At 42.6% G+C, this 16,493-nt stretch carries 18 protein-coding genes; 5 read left to right on the top strand and 13 right to left on the bottom strand.

Features of this window, described 5'->3' with window-relative positions:
- Nucleotides 1-105 precede the first annotated feature (105 nt).
- The 3 genes from torE to torA are packed head-to-tail and all read left to right on the top strand — an operon-like array spanning nucleotide 106 to nucleotide 4,011.
- Nucleotides 106-285 (top strand): trimethylamine N-oxide reductase system protein TorE, encoded by a 180-nt coding sequence (gene torE, locus H735_RS06630; protein WP_005450728.1) that lies wholly within the window; start codon nucleotides 106-108, stop codon nucleotides 283-285.
- A gap of 50 nt (nucleotides 286-335) precedes the next feature.
- The gene (torC, locus tag H735_RS06625) at nucleotides 336-1,520 is read left to right on the top strand and encodes a pentaheme c-type cytochrome TorC (RefSeq protein WP_005450726.1); all 1,185 of its coding nucleotides are present in this window, start codon (nucleotides 336-338) and stop codon (nucleotides 1,518-1,520) included.
- Nucleotides 1,521-1,545: 25 nt separating this feature from the next.
- Nucleotides 1,546-4,011, top strand: coding sequence for a trimethylamine-N-oxide reductase TorA (gene torA, locus H735_RS06620; RefSeq protein WP_020194959.1), 2,466 nt, complete (start codon nucleotides 1,546-1,548; stop codon nucleotides 4,009-4,011).
- 57 nt (nucleotides 4,012-4,068) lie between these two features.
- On the opposite strand, the gene H735_RS31335 is transcribed toward torA, so the two are convergent.
- From H735_RS31335 to H735_RS06610, 3 genes are read right to left on the bottom strand one after another with little or no spacing between them, the layout of a single operon-like run.
- A complete protein-coding gene (locus H735_RS31335; RefSeq protein WP_020194958.1) occupies nucleotides 4,069-4,209 on the bottom strand; it encodes a hypothetical protein in 141 nt (46 codons plus the stop codon).
- Nucleotides 4,209-4,439 carry a hypothetical protein gene (locus H735_RS06615; protein WP_020194957.1) on the bottom strand — a complete coding sequence of 77 codons (231 nt, stop codon included), beginning with the start codon at nucleotides 4,437-4,439 and terminating at the stop codon, nucleotides 4,209-4,211. Before H735_RS06615 ends, H735_RS31335 begins: the two co-directional genes overlap by 1 nt.
- Nucleotides 4,439-5,107, bottom strand: a complete 669-nt coding sequence (locus tag H735_RS06610) for a recombinase family protein (protein WP_020194956.1) — start codon at nucleotides 5,105-5,107, stop codon at nucleotides 4,439-4,441. Before H735_RS06610 ends, H735_RS06615 begins: the two co-directional genes overlap by 1 nt.
- 2,151 nt (nucleotides 5,108-7,258) lie before the next feature.
- Between H735_RS06610 and H735_RS06605 the strand changes: the two genes are divergently transcribed.
- Nucleotides 7,259-7,855 (top strand): hypothetical protein, encoded by a 597-nt coding sequence (locus H735_RS06605; protein ID WP_020194955.1) that lies wholly within the window; start codon nucleotides 7,259-7,261, stop codon nucleotides 7,853-7,855.
- Between the two features lie 185 nt (nucleotides 7,856-8,040).
- Here the strand turns inward: H735_RS06605 and H735_RS06600 are convergent, their stop codons facing one another.
- From H735_RS06600 to H735_RS06560, 9 genes are all read right to left on the bottom strand, one after another.
- Complete coding sequence (locus H735_RS06600) at nucleotides 8,041-8,727, bottom strand: hypothetical protein (protein ID WP_020194954.1); 687 nt, start codon at nucleotides 8,725-8,727, stop codon at nucleotides 8,041-8,043.
- A complete protein-coding gene (locus tag H735_RS06595) occupies nucleotides 8,712-8,996 on the bottom strand; it encodes a hypothetical protein (RefSeq protein ID WP_020194953.1) in 285 nt (94 codons plus the stop codon). Before H735_RS06595 ends, H735_RS06600 begins: the two co-directional genes overlap by 16 nt.
- 151 nt (nucleotides 8,997-9,147) lie before the next feature.
- Nucleotides 9,148-9,435 carry a hypothetical protein gene (locus H735_RS06590; protein ID WP_020194952.1) on the bottom strand — a complete coding sequence of 96 codons (288 nt, stop codon included), beginning with the start codon at nucleotides 9,433-9,435 and terminating at the stop codon, nucleotides 9,148-9,150.
- Between the two features lie 515 nt (nucleotides 9,436-9,950).
- Nucleotides 9,951-10,853: a hypothetical protein gene (locus H735_RS06585; protein WP_020194951.1), complete on the bottom strand. Its 903-nt coding sequence runs from the start codon at nucleotides 10,851-10,853 to the stop codon at nucleotides 9,951-9,953.
- Nucleotides 10,828-11,640 (bottom strand): hypothetical protein, encoded by an 813-nt coding sequence (locus H735_RS06580; protein WP_152447592.1) that lies wholly within the window; start codon nucleotides 11,638-11,640, stop codon nucleotides 10,828-10,830. Before H735_RS06580 ends, H735_RS06585 begins: the two co-directional genes overlap by 26 nt.
- Nucleotides 11,597-11,776, bottom strand: a complete 180-nt coding sequence (locus H735_RS06575; protein WP_020194949.1) for a hypothetical protein — start codon at nucleotides 11,774-11,776, stop codon at nucleotides 11,597-11,599. Before H735_RS06575 ends, H735_RS06580 begins: the two co-directional genes overlap by 44 nt.
- A gap of 123 nt (nucleotides 11,777-11,899) precedes the next feature.
- Nucleotides 11,900-12,229, bottom strand: coding sequence for a hypothetical protein (locus H735_RS06570; RefSeq protein ID WP_020194948.1), 330 nt, complete (start codon nucleotides 12,227-12,229; stop codon nucleotides 11,900-11,902).
- 171 nt (nucleotides 12,230-12,400) lie between these two features.
- A complete protein-coding gene (locus H735_RS06565) occupies nucleotides 12,401-12,877 on the bottom strand; it encodes a hypothetical protein (RefSeq protein WP_020194947.1) in 477 nt (158 codons plus the stop codon).
- Nucleotides 12,878-13,059: 182 nt separating this feature from the next.
- Nucleotides 13,060-13,239, bottom strand: coding sequence for a hypothetical protein (locus H735_RS06560; protein ID WP_020194946.1), 180 nt, complete (start codon nucleotides 13,237-13,239; stop codon nucleotides 13,060-13,062).
- A gap of 368 nt (nucleotides 13,240-13,607) precedes the next feature.
- Between H735_RS06560 and H735_RS06555 the strand changes: the two genes are divergently transcribed.
- Nucleotides 13,608-14,726, top strand: coding sequence for a hypothetical protein (locus H735_RS06555; protein WP_020194945.1), 1,119 nt, complete (start codon nucleotides 13,608-13,610; stop codon nucleotides 14,724-14,726).
- Between the two features lie 49 nt (nucleotides 14,727-14,775).
- Here the strand turns inward: H735_RS06555 and H735_RS06550 are convergent, their stop codons facing one another.
- A complete protein-coding gene (locus H735_RS06550) occupies nucleotides 14,776-16,476 on the bottom strand; it encodes an Eco57I restriction-modification methylase domain-containing protein (RefSeq protein WP_020194944.1) in 1,701 nt (566 codons plus the stop codon).
- Nucleotides 16,477-16,493: the final 17 nt, after the last annotated feature.

The following is a 16,493-nucleotide window of genomic DNA, read 5'->3' as shown; positions in this document are numbered from 1 at the left end:
ACCTTACTATTAGTATGGTCTAACATTTTCCAATAGAGATTGTAAAAAACTTAAGCTTGGTAACGCAGGCTTTTCAATAACACTAGATACAAAATAGGCAAATGTATGAGTGATGTTAACAAAATTGAGAGTGGTGAAAAACGCTCCCTGGAGTGGAAGTCTTTCCTCTTCATTGCAGTTGTTCTCTTCCCAATTCTGAGTGTGGCTTTCGTAGGTGGCTACGGATTTATCGTTTGGGCACTACAAGTGTTCTTCTTTGGTCCTCCAGGCGCACACGGCATGTAAGCCAGTGAGCTCACAACCACACTTTTGAAAAGATTTTAAGAGAGCAAATAATGAAATCATTAATCATTAAACTGTGGCGTACGATGACGCGCCCGGCAGTTCATATCAGCCTTGGCGTGCTGACTATGGGCGGTTTCATCGCTGGTGTTATTTTCTGGGGTGGTTTTAACACCGCACTAGAAGCAACCAACACAGAAGAATTCTGTATTAGCTGTCACACTATGCGTGACAACGTATACGTTGAACTGCAAGACACGGTTCACTGGAAAAACCACTCTGGTGTTCGTGCTACATGTCCTGACTGTCACGTTCCACACAACTGGACAGATAAGATCGCTCGTAAAATGCAAGCATCTAAAGAAGTATTTGCACAAGTATTTGGCAACTACGACGAACCGGGTGTTTTCGAAGAGCGCCGTATCGAACTTGCTAAACACGAATGGGATCGTTTCTCTGCAAACAAATCTCTAGAGTGTAAAAACTGTCACAACTACGATTCTATGGACTTCGAGCAAATGTCTCCAACGGCTCGTATCCAAATGAAACAAGCAGCTGAGAAAGACCAAAGCTGTGTTGACTGTCACAAAGGTATCGCACACAACCTGCCAGCAGGTATGGACAGCATTGGTGGTATCGTTGGTGACCTTGAAGGTATGACTTCAAACACTGACTACGGTGTAGGTCAACAACTTGTAAGTGTTCGTCACCTACCAATCTACTTCGACGATAAAGGTGCTAAAGAAGCAGGTCTTCTAAACCCTGCATCGACTGTTAAAGTTCTTGAAGAGAAAGGCGACTACGTTGAAGTTGAAATCGATGGCTGGCGTAAAGCGAAAGGCTTCGGTCGTGTAATTCAAGAAGACTTCGGTAAGAACATCGCAGTAGCATCACTACTAAAAGAAGCATCAACAGACGCTAACGTTGTGACTGCTGGTGAGAAGAAAGTTGATGAGCTAACAGGTCTTCCTTGGGAGAAAGTAGCTGCGAAAGTATGGATCAAGAAAGAATCTATGCTGAACGACATCAACCCTGTATGGGAAAAATCAAAAGAAGCTTACAAAACTAACTGTTCTGTATGTCACACACAACCTGCTGAAGCGCACTTCGATGCGAACACATGGCCAGGTATGTTCGACGGTATGCTAGCGTTCGTTAACCTAGATACAGACAGTGAAGCACTGATCTTGAAGTACCTACAGAAGCACTCTTCAGATTATGCTGAAGGTCACCACTAATAAGCGTCGGATTGGAGTAAATTAAATGGCTATTACACGAAGAAGTTTTCTTAAAGGTGTAGCAACCACAAGTGCAGCGTCAGTTATCGGTCCAAGCTTATTGGCTTCAGCATCTGCAAACGCAGCTGAGACTACTGGTACTTGGAAAGTAACAGGTTCACACTGGGGCGCGTTTCGCGCCCACATCTACGCGGGTAAAGTTCAAGAGATCAAACCGCTAGAACTAGACCAGAACCCAACAGAAATGTTGAACGGCATCAAGGGCATCATCTACAGCCCATCACGTGTTCGTTACCCAATGGTTCGTCTAGATTGGCTGAAGAAGCACAAATACAGCGCTGAGACGCGCGGTAACAACCGTTTCATCCGTGTAACTTGGGATGAAGCTCTAGATCTGTTCTACCGTGAGCTAGAACGTGTTCAGAAAGAATACGGTCCATGGGCTCTACACGCAGGTCAAACTGGTTGGAACCAAACTGGTGCGTTCAACAACTGTACGGCACACATGCAACGTGCTGTAGGTATGCACGGTAACTTCATCACTAAAGTAGGTGACTACTCGACTGGTGCAGGTCAAACCATCATGCCTTACGTACTTGGTTCAACAGAAGTTTATGCACAAGGTACGTCTTGGTCTGAAATTCTAGAGAACTCAGACAACATCATTCTTTGGGCAAATGACCCAGTGAAAAACCTGCAAGTAGGTTGGAACTGTGAAACGCACGAATCTTTCAACTACCTAGCGCAGTTGAAGGAAAAAGTAGCGAAAGGCGAGATCAATGTTCTTTCTGTAGACCCAGTTAAGAACAAGACTCAACGTTACCTAGAGAACGATCACCTATACATTAACCCGCTAACAGACGTAGCATTCATGCTTGCTGTTGCGCACGTACTGTACAACGAAGACCTATACGACAAGAAGTTTATTGAAACTTACTGTCTAGGTTTCGAAGATTTCATCAAGTACGTTCAAGGTGAAACGAAAGATAAAGTTGTTAAGACACCTGAGTGGGCTGCTCCTATCTGTGGCGTGAAAGCGGACAAGATTCGTGAATTCGCACGCATGCTAGTGAACGGTCGTACACAAATCCTTATGGGTTGGTGTATCCAACGTCAAGAGCACGGTGAGCAACCATACTGGGCAGCAGCAGTAGTTGCAGCAATGGTTGGTCAAATTGGTCTGCCTGGCGGTGGTATCTCTTACGGTCACCACTACTCAAGTATCGGTGTACCTTCAACTGGTTTCGCGGGTCCTGGTGGTTTCCCTCGTAACCTAGATACTGGTATGAAGCCGAAGTGGGACAACAACGACTTTAACGGTTACAGCCGTACTATCCCTGTTGCTCGTTGGATCGACTGTCTGCTAGAACCAGGCAAAGAGATCAACTACAACGGTGGTAAAGTTAAACTTCCAGACTTCAAGATGATGGTGATCTCGGGTTGTAACCCATGGCACCACCACCAAGATCGTAACCGCATGAAGCAAGCGTTCCAGAAGCTACAAACAGTAGTAACGGTTGAGTTCGCTTGGACTGCAACGTGTCGTTTCTCTGATATCGTGCTTCCAGCATGTACTCAGTGGGAACGTAACGACATCGACGTGTACGGTTCTTACTCGAACAAAGGTCTGATTGCTATGCATCGTCTAGTGGACCCATTGTTCCAATCTAAGCCAGACTTCCAAATCATGAGTGAACTGACTCAACGCTTTGGTCGTCGCGACGAGTACACTCGTGGCATGAGCGAGATGGAATGGATCCGCAGCCTGTACAACGATTGTAAGAAAGCGAACGACGGTAAGTTCGAAATGCCAGAATTTGATGAGTTCTGGGAGAAGAGCGTACTAGACTTCGGTCAAGGTAAGCCTTGGGTTCGTCACGCTGACTTCCGTCAAGATCCAGAAATCAACCCACTGGGTACACCTTCTGGTTTCATCGAGATCACTTCTCGTAAGATCGGTCGTTACGGTTACGAACACTGTCAAGAACACCCTATGTGGTTCGAGAAATCAGAACGTTCACACGGTGGTCCTGGCTCTGACAAACACCCGTACTGGCTACAATCTTGCCACCCGGACAAGCGTCTGCACTCTCAGATGTGTGAATCTGAAGATTTCCGTGCTACTTACGCTGTTCAAGGTCGCGAGCCTGTATACATCAACCCAGCTGATGCGAAAGTAAAAGGCATTAAAGACGGTGACTTGGTACGCGTATTTAACGACCGCGGTCAACTTCTTGCTGGTGCGGTTCTAACAGACAGCTACCCACGTGGTGTTGTGCGTATCGAAGAAGGTGCGTGGTACGGTCCTCTAAACGAGAAAGTAGGTGCAATCTGTACTTACGGTGACCCTAACACACTAACTCAAGATATCGGTTCTTCTGAGCTAGCACAGGCGACTTCTGCGAACACATGTATCGTAGACTTCGAGAAATTCACTGGTAAAGTTCCACCAGTGACTTCATTCGGTGGGCCAATTAATGTAGAAAGTTAAGTTGGTTTAATGTGTGTACAAGAGGGCGATGATCCCTCTTGTACCTACACTAAGCGATTAATGCTCATATGGGTAGTAATCATCCTCATCATACAGTTTCCCACCACAACATAGACAGTTAGGTTCAATGTCCGTTGGCATTACGATTAGGTGATGACAATGAGGGCAAGTGTCGCCCATTTGAGGTTGTTGGTTCATTACGCTTCCTCCAATCGTTTGGTAATATCAAAGCCACTGTCATGTAGCTTACAGACGCTATTCACAAACATGTAATATGTGAACTTGTCGCTGGTAAATGCATCACCAGTGATGTTGAACGATATCCCTTCAATCTCAATGACATCGTATTGATCAATATGTTTTGATGCTTCCCAAACACCTAGCTCAATGATCATAGGGATGGTCAGTTTCTTGGTTCTCGGGTTCATTAGTTATTCTCCATTTCAGTTAGGAATTTGTTTAGGGTTGGTCTTGATACTTGTAGCATTTTGGCTAACTCCGCTTTGTTCAGCGTTCCGTTGAAGCCTTTGTAATGCTTGCGTATTTGGCTTTCAGGAACAGCCAGCTTATTAGAGGCAGGTGTACCTTTAGGGCGACCAGCCTTCTTTTCAGAACGAGCCAAGCCCTCTACAACACGTTGCTTGATGTCAGCAGCCTCTTTTTCTGACTGGTCAAACGCAATAGCAATCTGACGTTCAGCCAACTTCACCATGTATTGACGAACACCCTCAAGGATGGTTGAGTCAAGGTCTTTGTCATCGGCGGTGATTGAAGCAGTAGCCTTTAGTGAGTCACCGAACGTAGCGGTGTTGATGTGAGGTTCTTTGATAAATTCAAGCGTCACACCACGTTCTAGCAAATCAAAGTATTGTTTGATGCCTTCTGAAGCGTTACGGCTCATACGGCTTACTGAGTCAAATACGATGGTGTCACCTGATTGAACACGCTTCAGTAACTTCACCCACTCAGGACGGTTGGTATTTGTACCCGTGAACTTCTCAGCGTAGATAGAGTCAACAGAAACTTCTTGTAGGTTGTAGAGTTGACGTTCAAGGTTTTGTTTTTTGGTAGATACTCGGGCGTAGCCGTACTTCATGATAATAATTCTTATTCTCTTTACTGGGTGGCTCCAATATTGATCCGCTAAAACGTAAAAGTAAACCCCTATGGTTGTTTTACGTCTTATGTCAGGTGAAATGGGTCTAGTACGAGCGTAAAATCAAAACGGTAGGTTCACTTTTACTCCGTCTGAAACATGATTGAGGAAAGCGTAAACTTGGATTTACGACATGACAGAGAACAGATTGATTTACCGTTCTTTACTCACTACCTATGCTTCATTTCATAGGCTTCGTTGAAATCAATACTTCGAGAGAATAAAAGAATGTGCCAGAGGGCACGTATTTACAGATTGGGAAGAGAAGTTTCACGCAGACCTAGTGATCTAATAACCCACCTTGAATTTGGGAATACCAAATGGTATTTCCCAAATTTCGCTGATGACTTTCTCCAGATTGCTTTGGATTGGATCAACGGCCATTAGAACAATACCCCATTTGTTCTATCTAAAACTGTTTAGCCAATACAGCAGCCTTACAGACTCCTAATCTGGGATACTTCTGGACATTAGTGTTGTCTAGGCAACTTCTAGGCAGAATTACCCGTGAAAGTTGTCAGATATTGCTGTAGGAACAATGCTTGTCAGAATAGTGAGAGATATGGGTTTCTGGTTGCTCTGTAAGGCACCTCGCACAATGGTCTATTACCGAGCAACTATTGTTCTAATGGTGCCTGCTGCTCCTCCAAAGGCAATACGTTGTGGATAGGACAGCAGGTGTGTTAGGCAATCCACACAGTGGAAGAAACACAACATATGTAATATGTGATTCCTAATGGACTACCTCATGTTGCTCTGTAGAGGTATTATTGATGCATTAAGTGGTAAGCGATAATGTTAGGATGTCCCTTCCTGTTGCAGCAGGTTAGAGGACGTTTATGGTGCGGGATTCATCATGACGTCAATAACTCTAGGTAAGGATGCAAGGGGCTACCCTATTTCACACACATATGGAAATTCCATTGGAAGAGTTCATCTGCGGGCGACATTGGAGATATTGCTGTGATGTTTTAGCTTGACTAGCTAGATGATCACTTCGGAGGCAGAAAGCCAAAATGAGAGGTAGTGACAGATTGCTAGGAATATGAGTTATCCTGCAAATAGGATTGACATGACATTAGTAGTCACTTACTCCATGAGTCCTGCTGCTGTTTGTTGATGTCGTGTAAGCAACATGTGAGCTATGTCTATTCATATTGTTCTTGCGCAGCCTCACAGACCATCCAACACTTACAGGAATATCGCAGGAATATGATATTTTTGCCTAGACACACATCAGGAATATGACCAAACCAAGCTGCACCAGTCTACAGAATATGCACAAAGATACTACCGTGTTTCCGGTAATATGCTTCTCAAGAGTCATTTAGAGGCGTCGAACTGTTACCAAACCCATTTATGCTGAAATATTATGTCCACACAGCAGATATTGGGTAAAAATCTCTTTGAGATGTCCATGGAAATCGAGGATATTGATCATAGGGTGGGGTCTCATAAAACATCTCTAATTTTGATCCAGCCCCAGAAAAGGTCTACTGGGTGCACAGAGGCAAATTGCTGCAAAAAGAAAGGAGTACCCCCTCATGGGTCAGATGAATAATGCAAGGCTGGTGATGAGTCAGAGTTAGATTGTTCATCAGATGTTGGCGCAATGCTAGTGGAGAGGGAGAGCGAGTCAGTTATGGGCAAGATTGAATTGCCGCAGGTGGGAACAGTCAATCAGATGTCGATAGTCAAGAACAGTGAGATTGCTGTGGATATTGTTTCGAGAAAATCGAAAATTTGCTTGTCATGTTTCGTGTACCTGATAGGAAATCAGCAATCGAATCAGTGTTACCCACCCCTAGGTGAACATGATTATTTTCGAAAATAAATTTTGATTGCAATGTCTTGCTTATCGTCTAATAGGAGACAGCCAACATCGTAGACAGATTGACCCGCCCCGTTGAGAAAATCGAGAAAAATTACAAGTTGTGCTAATAGCCATCGGACATTCAACATGTAATAAAACGTAGGGGTGGATACAGTACGCTGTGGGGTTTGACAGATCACCAATTGGTGGTTTATTATGCGCTCATCTCCTCAACGGCTAGGCGTGTTGCTTAGTCGTAACATAAGAGGAGATCTACAATGTCTACAACTAAATCTAAACTTCTATCTTTGCTTGCTGAGTTCAATATGGAAGGTGGTCCAATCATGCCAGACGGTGTGTATGTTCTAAATGAATATGCAGATATTGGTGATGATTGGAAGCTTGAATTTACTGACCATCATAATGCTGATGGCGCAGCAACCATTTATGTGAATCGTTCTAATGATTCTTTGGCATTATCATATGATGCCGAGTGTCACGGACAATACGAAAATGGTGAGATTGCTTTCTATCGTGAGTACTTGGTGTTTGGTGAGACTGCTGTGTTTGATAACTTGGTTGAAGAGTATGGGGTTGATGTTGAAGAGCATTCATTATGGTGGGAAACCGAGTGTGATGTTCCTTATGTCGAGTTTCTATGCCCTCACTTAGTCAAAGATATGGTGTTTGAAGATTGTCAGGCCACCAGCAAGGATGATGGTGAGGAAGTGAAGATCAACGTTCACTACGACGGAGTCACGGTAACTGATGGTGCTGGTAAGAAACATCTAGTTTCAATGTCAGAGTGTCAGGAGCTGTATTCTGATCTTAGTGTGAGTGAGTTGATTGACACACTAGAGAAGCGTTTCTCATAATGTGATTGGAAGATCATTGAAATAAGAAGCCCCTGAAGCTTAGTTGCTTGCTGGGGCTTTTTTCGTTTTGGAAAGGTTGTTTTCGACTGGGATTAGAGTTTCACAGAGTCCCTGTCCACGGGACTTACAGAGGCTCTCTGCAGCAATCCAAGGGTAGTTATCCTCGCAATGCTGTGGAGCAGTTATTATGAGTCTATTGGGATGGCTCGACTCATCAACTCAAGGATTCTTGCTGATGGTTCTCCTAATGGTGTTTTGCGTCTATTGCGCTTCCAACCAAAAGTCGGTCTGTACAACCACTTCACTAATCCCGTGACGATTTTGCGTTCTTCAACATCCGAGTAATAGTCTCCTAATTTCCACTCTTCAAGGCGATCAGTGTACAGGTTGTACAACTTGATTGTTTGTTGATTCAGTTTATCAATACGTGATTGCTTCTTGAGTTCTCGTTCCTGTTCAAGACGCTGCTCTTCAAGAGTCGCTTCGCGTTCTTCTTTCGTGATCAACAAACCTTGTTCCCAATGATAGAAGTTGATCTGAGTTAGATCATAGTCATTTTCTTCAAGCCAACTAACTCCCTCATAGAAGTGCTCATTATTCTCGATGTCGAGAAACGAGTTGCGTTCAAGTTGGTTGATGACGTTAGGGACGAATCGACAGTTATTATTTCTGTATGGACCATGATCAGTTACACGTGTTCTAACGTTCTTCCGAGCTAGACAAAACTGCCACTTCTTGTTACCGATCATATCAGGAGTAATGTTGGCTTCTTCGAACTTCTTCTTCATTGTTTCGAAACTCATTCTGAAGCCAGGATGGTCGATAGATGCCTTCTTTTTGTCATCATAGTACTGTTCTATCGTTTCTGGCATACACATTCCTTATTTGAGAGCATACTACTCAATTGTTTCAGATGACTTGTCACGGCTTCAACAGACACCTCAAACAATTCTACAAGATGTTCAAGTGACTCTGCTTCTTTGGCGTTGATGTACAGTTCATCTGTGAGGATCTTACGTGCCACTTGTTCTAGCTTCGGGTGATAGGTCTGAGGTCTCGGCTTTGAGTTTGGGTATGATTTGTACAAGATGAATTGGTATTTATCAGCACCAAGTAATAAGTTGTTATGTAATGGGATCATAGTGATCTTCTCCTATTATTTTGATTGCTGGTCAGATAGATCAAAGATCAGAAATCTATCTGACTGCTGTAATACTGCATTTTTAGGCGTATCTAGCAGAGTTACAGTTTTAGTAAGGGATTAGGGTCAGTTGAGTCGTTTGACTGCTTGATTACGGAATAAGCGCAGTAAACAGAGTGCTATCTAGCACCTTACGGATGTCACTGACGTAATCTGGTAGGGAGTCGTTATTATCGTGTTCGACGATAATAGTGGTTGTATCACGATGCCACTCAATCGTGCGCTTCAGTTTTGGGATGGTTGTAGAAACGAACACATCAACAGCAGGCTCATCACTACCATATTTATGGTGAAGTTTCAGAGTGATGTTGTATTTATCAGCAAGCGATTGAGCAGTCACTAAGTGACGTTTGTTTTCTAAAGGATTTAGATGAATCATGTTTATGGTCTCCTAGAATGAGAAACAGCCACCATAAGGCAGCTGTTTGAATTATTGGGGATGAGTGATGTATGTTGAAGTTTAGGTTATTGGCATTGTATGAGGTAGCAGTTCCATAAAATGTTCCTTCAAATTAGTTTGACCCATCAGAAAGTCCCATCACATCTACCCACCAACACTGTAAGGAACAGAGTAGTGTGCAATCTGATGAGTCAAACTGATTTGGTGTTTGGTTGTTTGTTGAGACTCATTGGGATTGAGTCAGTTGAGTAAGTAGGTGTACACCTATTATCTATTGCTAGTCAGTTGACTATTGCTAGTCAGATAGGTTTCTGATTGCTGTTTCACTGCGTTTTTAGGCGTATTACAGCAGAGGTAAGAATTGATCTAAGGGTTAGGCTCAGTACGATAGTTTGGATTGCTGGATTCTTGCTGTAACAGCGTTATTGATGAGCGAAAGTGAACCTTGTTAAAAGGTTACTTTCTTTAGCCTTTAGCCGGAAACCTTCTCGCTTCTACCCGAAACGAATATCAACACCAAACTTCTCAGATACTTCAAGTTCTATGCGATTTAGCATTTCCGGTTTGATCGGGGTTGTTGTGTAGATGGCGTCGTGAAGTATCAACTCAACATCAGGAACATACTCTTCAGTGAGTTCCATTATCCAAGCCTCAAAGTTCTGTAGTACACATGACATCTTCTTAGACACGGTATCTGAGTTCTCATGAAATGTATTCCCATGCAACTCCCAATGTTCAGTGACAATACGAGCAGCAGTCTTCATCTCAGATTGATATGATTTGATAAACGGATGCTTACGCAACTTGGTCAACTTATCTTTGGACATAGTCAATGTGTATCCAGGTCGAAGAGGCGACAGGTTATTCAAAGCATTGAATGAGTCCTTCACTTCTTGAATTGTTGCACCACAATATTCAGCTAGCTCTTTACGCCAATAGTCTTTGTTATTGATGTAATCAACCACAGTAGGCACAACATCATCACCAACGATAGATCGAATGATACTTGGGTGAGCAGCATCTAGGTCATATTCATACTTATCAGCAAGCAATATCTTCCGATATTCACGTGGTAGTGTTTGAAGGTTCAGACCTTGGTTGATGATGTACCAACGACCATACAGATGCTTTTGGTATGTTGATTCAACACGACATTCATTCACCAGAGACATATCACGTAGTTGTAGCAACAAATGATTCACAGTCAGATCTTTATGCATCTCAACGGTAGGTTTGCATGTTGCACGAACAGCCTTACGGTGTGATTCAAGCTTCGACCATATGATGTCTTCAAGCTTATTCAGCTGTTCAACCGAGATCAGAGTTGTTTTTGTTTTTGTCAAATCAGTCCAATTCCAGTCATCTCGCAGGCTAGGTGCAGCAAGGGGTGCAGACATAAAAGGTACTTTTTTGACTAAAACTAAGCTCTTTATGTATGTATCTATGTATGTATGTATCTATGTGGCAATCAGCCAGCAGGCATGGCACGCCAACAAATTCACTAACTGGATTGAGATGAATTCGGCCAGACTTGACCCAGTTCTTGACTGTATGTGTCGCGACATTACATTGCTTAGCAATATCTGAATGATTCTTACCTGTAACGCCTGAAACTGAGTCACCCCACTTATCGACTTTAGGAATGGAACCAACTTGTACTGATACCATACGACCTGTAGGTCTCATACCATTGGGAACATTCTTGATGTAACCTCGATATCCAGAAGTGAAGTCATAAAGACGCTCTAGCATCATAGGCTTGAATCCCCAAGCTCGTGACTCACCACTTTCCTTATCATAAACACCAGTTGTGTACATGAATTTTGATAGTAGATGTTGGGAGTTTACTTCAGCAAACTTACCCAGTAGATCAGACTCCTTCCAGTTCACCATTGAGTAAGACTGGGTTTGACCAAACAATTTCTGTAACAACTTCTGACTAACAGCCATTAGGCTCTGATTAGAACGATGCTTATGACGTCCAGTGAAATAACAGTCAATTAGATAAATAACACCTAATACATCACGCATAGCACTCTTCTTCCCATTATTATCAACTAGGTGTTGTTTCAACTCAGGAAAGTCATGTATCAGCGCATAATCACCAATCAATAGTGCCTCACGAACAGCCAGACTTGATTTATTTGTTCTTGCGTTTGCGGATAAGGATTTGTTTACGTTCATATGCGTTTCTCACAGTAGGTGTGGCCTCACTGGTGTTACCAGCGGTACGTTTCAAAAGTTCACGTTCAATCTCATCAGCAGTGAAACCTTGATGCTTCAACACCTTCTTGAGATTACGTCGTTGTTTTGCGTTCATGTTATTCCTTATTTAGCGAGCTACCGAAATTAGTAGCTCATGTCGTTTCGGTTACCTTGCAAGGTAATTTAGTTTGATTACTTCCTTGAACTTGGTAAATGAGTCAAGGAGCAGCACAAGGCATCACTCCTCCTCCTCAACAGGAACATCAACGAACACTACTTTGTAGCCAAAGCCCGTGTTGTTGATGTCATCAATCAGACCTTGAGTCCAGCTATCTTCACTCGTGTGGTGTAGTTCAAGAATCACAACTTCATCACCAGTTTGTTTGTCGGTGGCTGGATACATAATGATGTTGCTTTCAGCTGAGTATCCATCAAACGTACAGAACATGTAGTTGTCGTTTGGGTCTTCGTGAGGGACTAGTTCCCATGATGTTTGAACACTTTGTTCAATAGCAAAATAGAAAGTGATCTCACCAATAAGTGATGAGTAAATGCTTGGTGTTTCCATAGGGTTGTTCCGAATGTTTTGATTATTAGTCAGATCGACTGAATGTCAGATAGCCAATTTGATTGCTGTTTTACTGCGTTTTTGGGTGTATTACAGCAGAGGTAAGGTTTCAGTAAGGGGTTAGGGTCAGTTGAATTGTGAAGTCTGCTAATACTCTGTTTGAGGTGCGTATTACTCAACATCAAATTCAGCAAATAGGTCATCTAGGCGTTGTTCAATCTCAAGTTGTTCTTTAGCTTCTTGCTCTTTGAACTTCTCGTATTCAGTAAGTGCTTGGAATCGTTTACCGAGATGGGTGTCAGGGAATAACGCCAGAGCCAAACTGGTTGTGAAGCGTTTCTCTCGTTCCGACAGTTCATTATTCGTGTATTGTTCTACCAAGTGTTCAAGCACAGGGCGTACATCTCCAATGACGTCTACGTCTTTGAATAATTTACGAAATCGCATAGGGCAGCTTTGAAGCACTAGGTTGAGTTCAACACCCAGTTGATTGCTTGCTGTAATAGCAGACTCTACCTGCTTCAACAGACGGTATTCATGAGGCGATATTCTAACCGTCTCAGCTTCAGATTTATGTTTTGCTGCATTGCGACGACGTGTGGCTTCTGCCTTAGTACGAGTGACAGGATCTTTGAAGTTAGCTCCCATAGATAACCTCACCATGTTCATCGTATTTCACTTCACCATAAATGCGTTTGTGAAGTGATGACTTTGTTTGTTGTAATCGTGAGATACGAGATAACACCGAACGTCTGTATTGTCGTCTAGCATCACGTTTCCTCATGCATTCAATGTGATCATGTATTGACATCATTGTTGGATTTCTTCTCTTAGAGCTCATAAGTCACCTCGGTTGCTAGTTCTTCATTGGTGCGGTAAAGCGCAAGAAACAGTTTGCGAAGTAATTTATGTTCCTTAGTCTTAGGTGCTTGTGGGATTTCTTTATTGATGGCGAAACGGCGCCAAGATGATCGTTCTTTATCATCACGATAGATTACAGGCTTACGCATTGGTAAGTTCCTCCTTAGTGGTACTGATAGTTAACTTAATGTTTGATTGGCATTGCTAGAACGCAATATGGGGAGTAAGACAGCCGTCTACCCACCCTTTTAGGAAGCCCAGTACAGTTCTGCACTACTTCCAAATAGGGCGTAAAGTAACGAGTAAGAGGGAATTACAAGGGATAACAGTTAGTTGGGAGTGTTTTAAAAGTGACCGTTCGCACACTGTTTGTACGGTTCATTTTCAACAATTCTACTGCTCCGTTATTTAACTTTGGTGATATTGAGATTTAGCCGACAAGCTCAACACAAGCCATTATCACATTGAGACTAAACCATGATAATCTTATGCAAATTATGTATTTGGAGGTTATTTTGTGGAAGCAAAGTTCAAGCTAGCGCCAGTAAACAAGGCAGCACTATCTACGCCTGAAGAATTGGCTCAAAAACTATCATCTTTGGTCGGTCAAACATTTAATTTAACCAGAGCTAGCCGCACAGACGGCTCAAATTTACGAAAACTAATCGCAGCTACCCTGTCACCTTCGACGCCTACAACGGCTTCTAAGTCTGATTATGTAGTTGTGCCTACTAAAGGAAAGGGAGTTCCTAAAGCACTTCTTGAGTACATCGACACATACATCGTTACTAGCGGTAAGGTAAATTACAATCTTCAAGTTTGGAATCGCAACCCTGCATCAGATTCAGTACAAGTCGAATATGCGAATGGTGAAACTTTATCTGCGAATGAGGTGAGATTTATTACTGTCAAAGTCAATCCAGAGACTCATGTTATTGAATCTGTATTGGTGCTGACGCCTGACTACATTGTTGAAAATTTTGGTAAATTCGGAAAGCCGACGATTAAGAGTCAGATGATTATTTCTAATCGTGCTCGTCAGAATGTTTTGTCAATGCCAAATAGCACTCTGTTCTATCCATCTGATGGCTCTGTTGGTAATCAAGCTAATATCACAAACTTACCATCACTAAGCATTAAGGATGCTCCATCAGCAAGCTCTTTGCTTCCGATCGAGACTATTCTTGATGTTGTCGTATCTGACGTGGTTGGAAAAGTGACTATTTCTCCAACGCTTTCGACTAAGGAGCGAGGTCAAGAACTTGAACGTTTGATTGCCACAAAGCTAGGTTACAACATCACTCAAGCGGATTTGATGGATGGAGGGTATCCTGATATTCGAAACCAAGCTCTAGAGATTAAAGTTCAAGATTCTCCAACTGTAGACTTAGGTCAATACACGCCAGAGTACGAAGAAGATGTACCAAGTTGCCCAGGATTCAAAACTGGCGATATTCGTTATCTCATTGCTTTGACTGACTCTACAACTGGTTTGGTTGAGGGTGTGGTTTTATGTGAGGGTAAGAAATTAGGAAGCCATTTCACATACATTGCATCACAAAGCTACAAGTGCCAAAGAAGCATCCCGATGGCATTCTTTGAAAATCACACAGGCAAGTCAGCATTTAACCCGTAGAAAAATAGCAAGCGACCCAAGATTATTGCGGTCTTGGGTCGCTAAAATGCTAGATTTTTGGTGCTTGGAATATGTCCCAAACTAGCTGATCAATCTCTTGCTCGATTAACAATCGTTTAGCATGCTCAGGTTCACTTGAGCAGGACTTACTAAGTTCAATCAAACGAAGTGATATTTCACTTTCAGGGTTAGGCAGTGGGAATTTCTCCACGTACTGAGTAATGAAACGTCGTTTATTTGAGTAGAGCTTATTCTGGAACTTGATGTCATAGAATGTCTCAATGAAAGTTGAGTTAGCAACAGCTAAGATTAACCATAGAATGTCTTCTGGTAAGTTGTTCTTATCACGAATCATCCAGTAGCAGTCGCCATTAATCACAGAACCCGTGTCCATCCAGAACATAGGTTGTTCGGTGATATCACGGAATACAACTTTCGGCTCGTCCCACAAAGCAGGGTTTTGTGGAACCCAAATCTCGTACCATGCTCGTTTTGCTTTAATGACGTACTTGCGCCCCTCAAGCTGCTCTCTATGGCTCTCTAAATACTGAGTCGACAATGGGTAGTCATCAAGCGGGATTGCTGCTTTCTTGCCATTAACCATATGGTGAGTGTACAGAATAGATTTTAGCTTTTTACCGTTTGCTCTAAAACGTCCGCCAACATGGTGCGTAGTCAATGGTTTTAAAAGCTCCGGCTCATAGCCTTGTTCTGTTTCCCAATCTTCTTTGATGAATACGTTGTCAGCAGTAGTTTTGACACCCACACGGACTTTACCTACATCTTTAAATGTACACCAAGTATTCTCGGCAACTGCATTTAACCATGCCTCTGATTCTTCATCTTGAAGTCTCCAGACATCCTTGGGCTTGTCATCAAATACCATATGCCCATGCTTGACCATTACTTTTGATTGATTCTTTGTAAGCAAGCAACCAGAGTAATTTAGAGCATCAACTTGGTTTTCCGCTACTTGATCGCAAGTAACTTCTTCATCCGACAAGTAAACAGATGCAAATGGGATAGCGTAACTATCCTCTGCATCACCCTTTAGCTTTAGAGTCATTACCGCAGGTAACACAGCAGCTTCAAAGATTCGAGTATCACCAAAATCCCACATACCAAGAAGTGAGTATTGTGCGTACATTTTCTCTCGAAACTCACCAGTACCTTTAGTTGTAAGGAAGCGATTTGAAACGATAACGCTTGCTACACTATCTTCGTTCAGTACAGCTTTCATACCGACAAGGAAAGCTTGATAGATATCTAGTCGTCCTTTCAGACCAAACTGCTCGCTAAGTTCCTGAGATTTATCAGCACCCAATACTTGAGTTCTAATGTAAGGAGGGTTTGCGATTAACAAATCAAATGTAGGGATGTAAGAAACACTTGGGTCATTTAAATCTTTCTTTAAGCAAAGCTCTAAGAAATCGCGAGCTTCTAAATGCAAGGAAACATCAGGAAAGAGACTTTTCAATCGACTTTGGGTGATTTTGATTGACTCTTCATTAGTATCAAACCCATAAGCGCAAATGTTTTTAACACCTTTTGCTTGAAGATTATGTATCAAGCTAACCAGTAGTTCACCATCACCAATGGCTGGGTCAACGATGTTTACAACGTCCTTGAGAGAGCAATTGGAAATGAGCTGCTCTGACATGAAATCTGACATAAAATCAGGTGTGTAGTGAGCACCCTCTTTCTTTCGACACTCTACGTGTGAGTATCTATCTACTGTAACGGCTACCATTTCAATCTCGTTTCACT

Origin of the sequence: Vibrio owensii CAIM 1854 = LMG 25443 (assembly GCF_000817815.1) — a bacterium.
In the GTDB taxonomy this organism is placed as follows: Bacteria; Pseudomonadota; Gammaproteobacteria; order Enterobacterales; family Vibrionaceae; genus Vibrio; species Vibrio owensii.
This window is presented reverse-complemented; position numbering and strand designations above follow the sequence as displayed.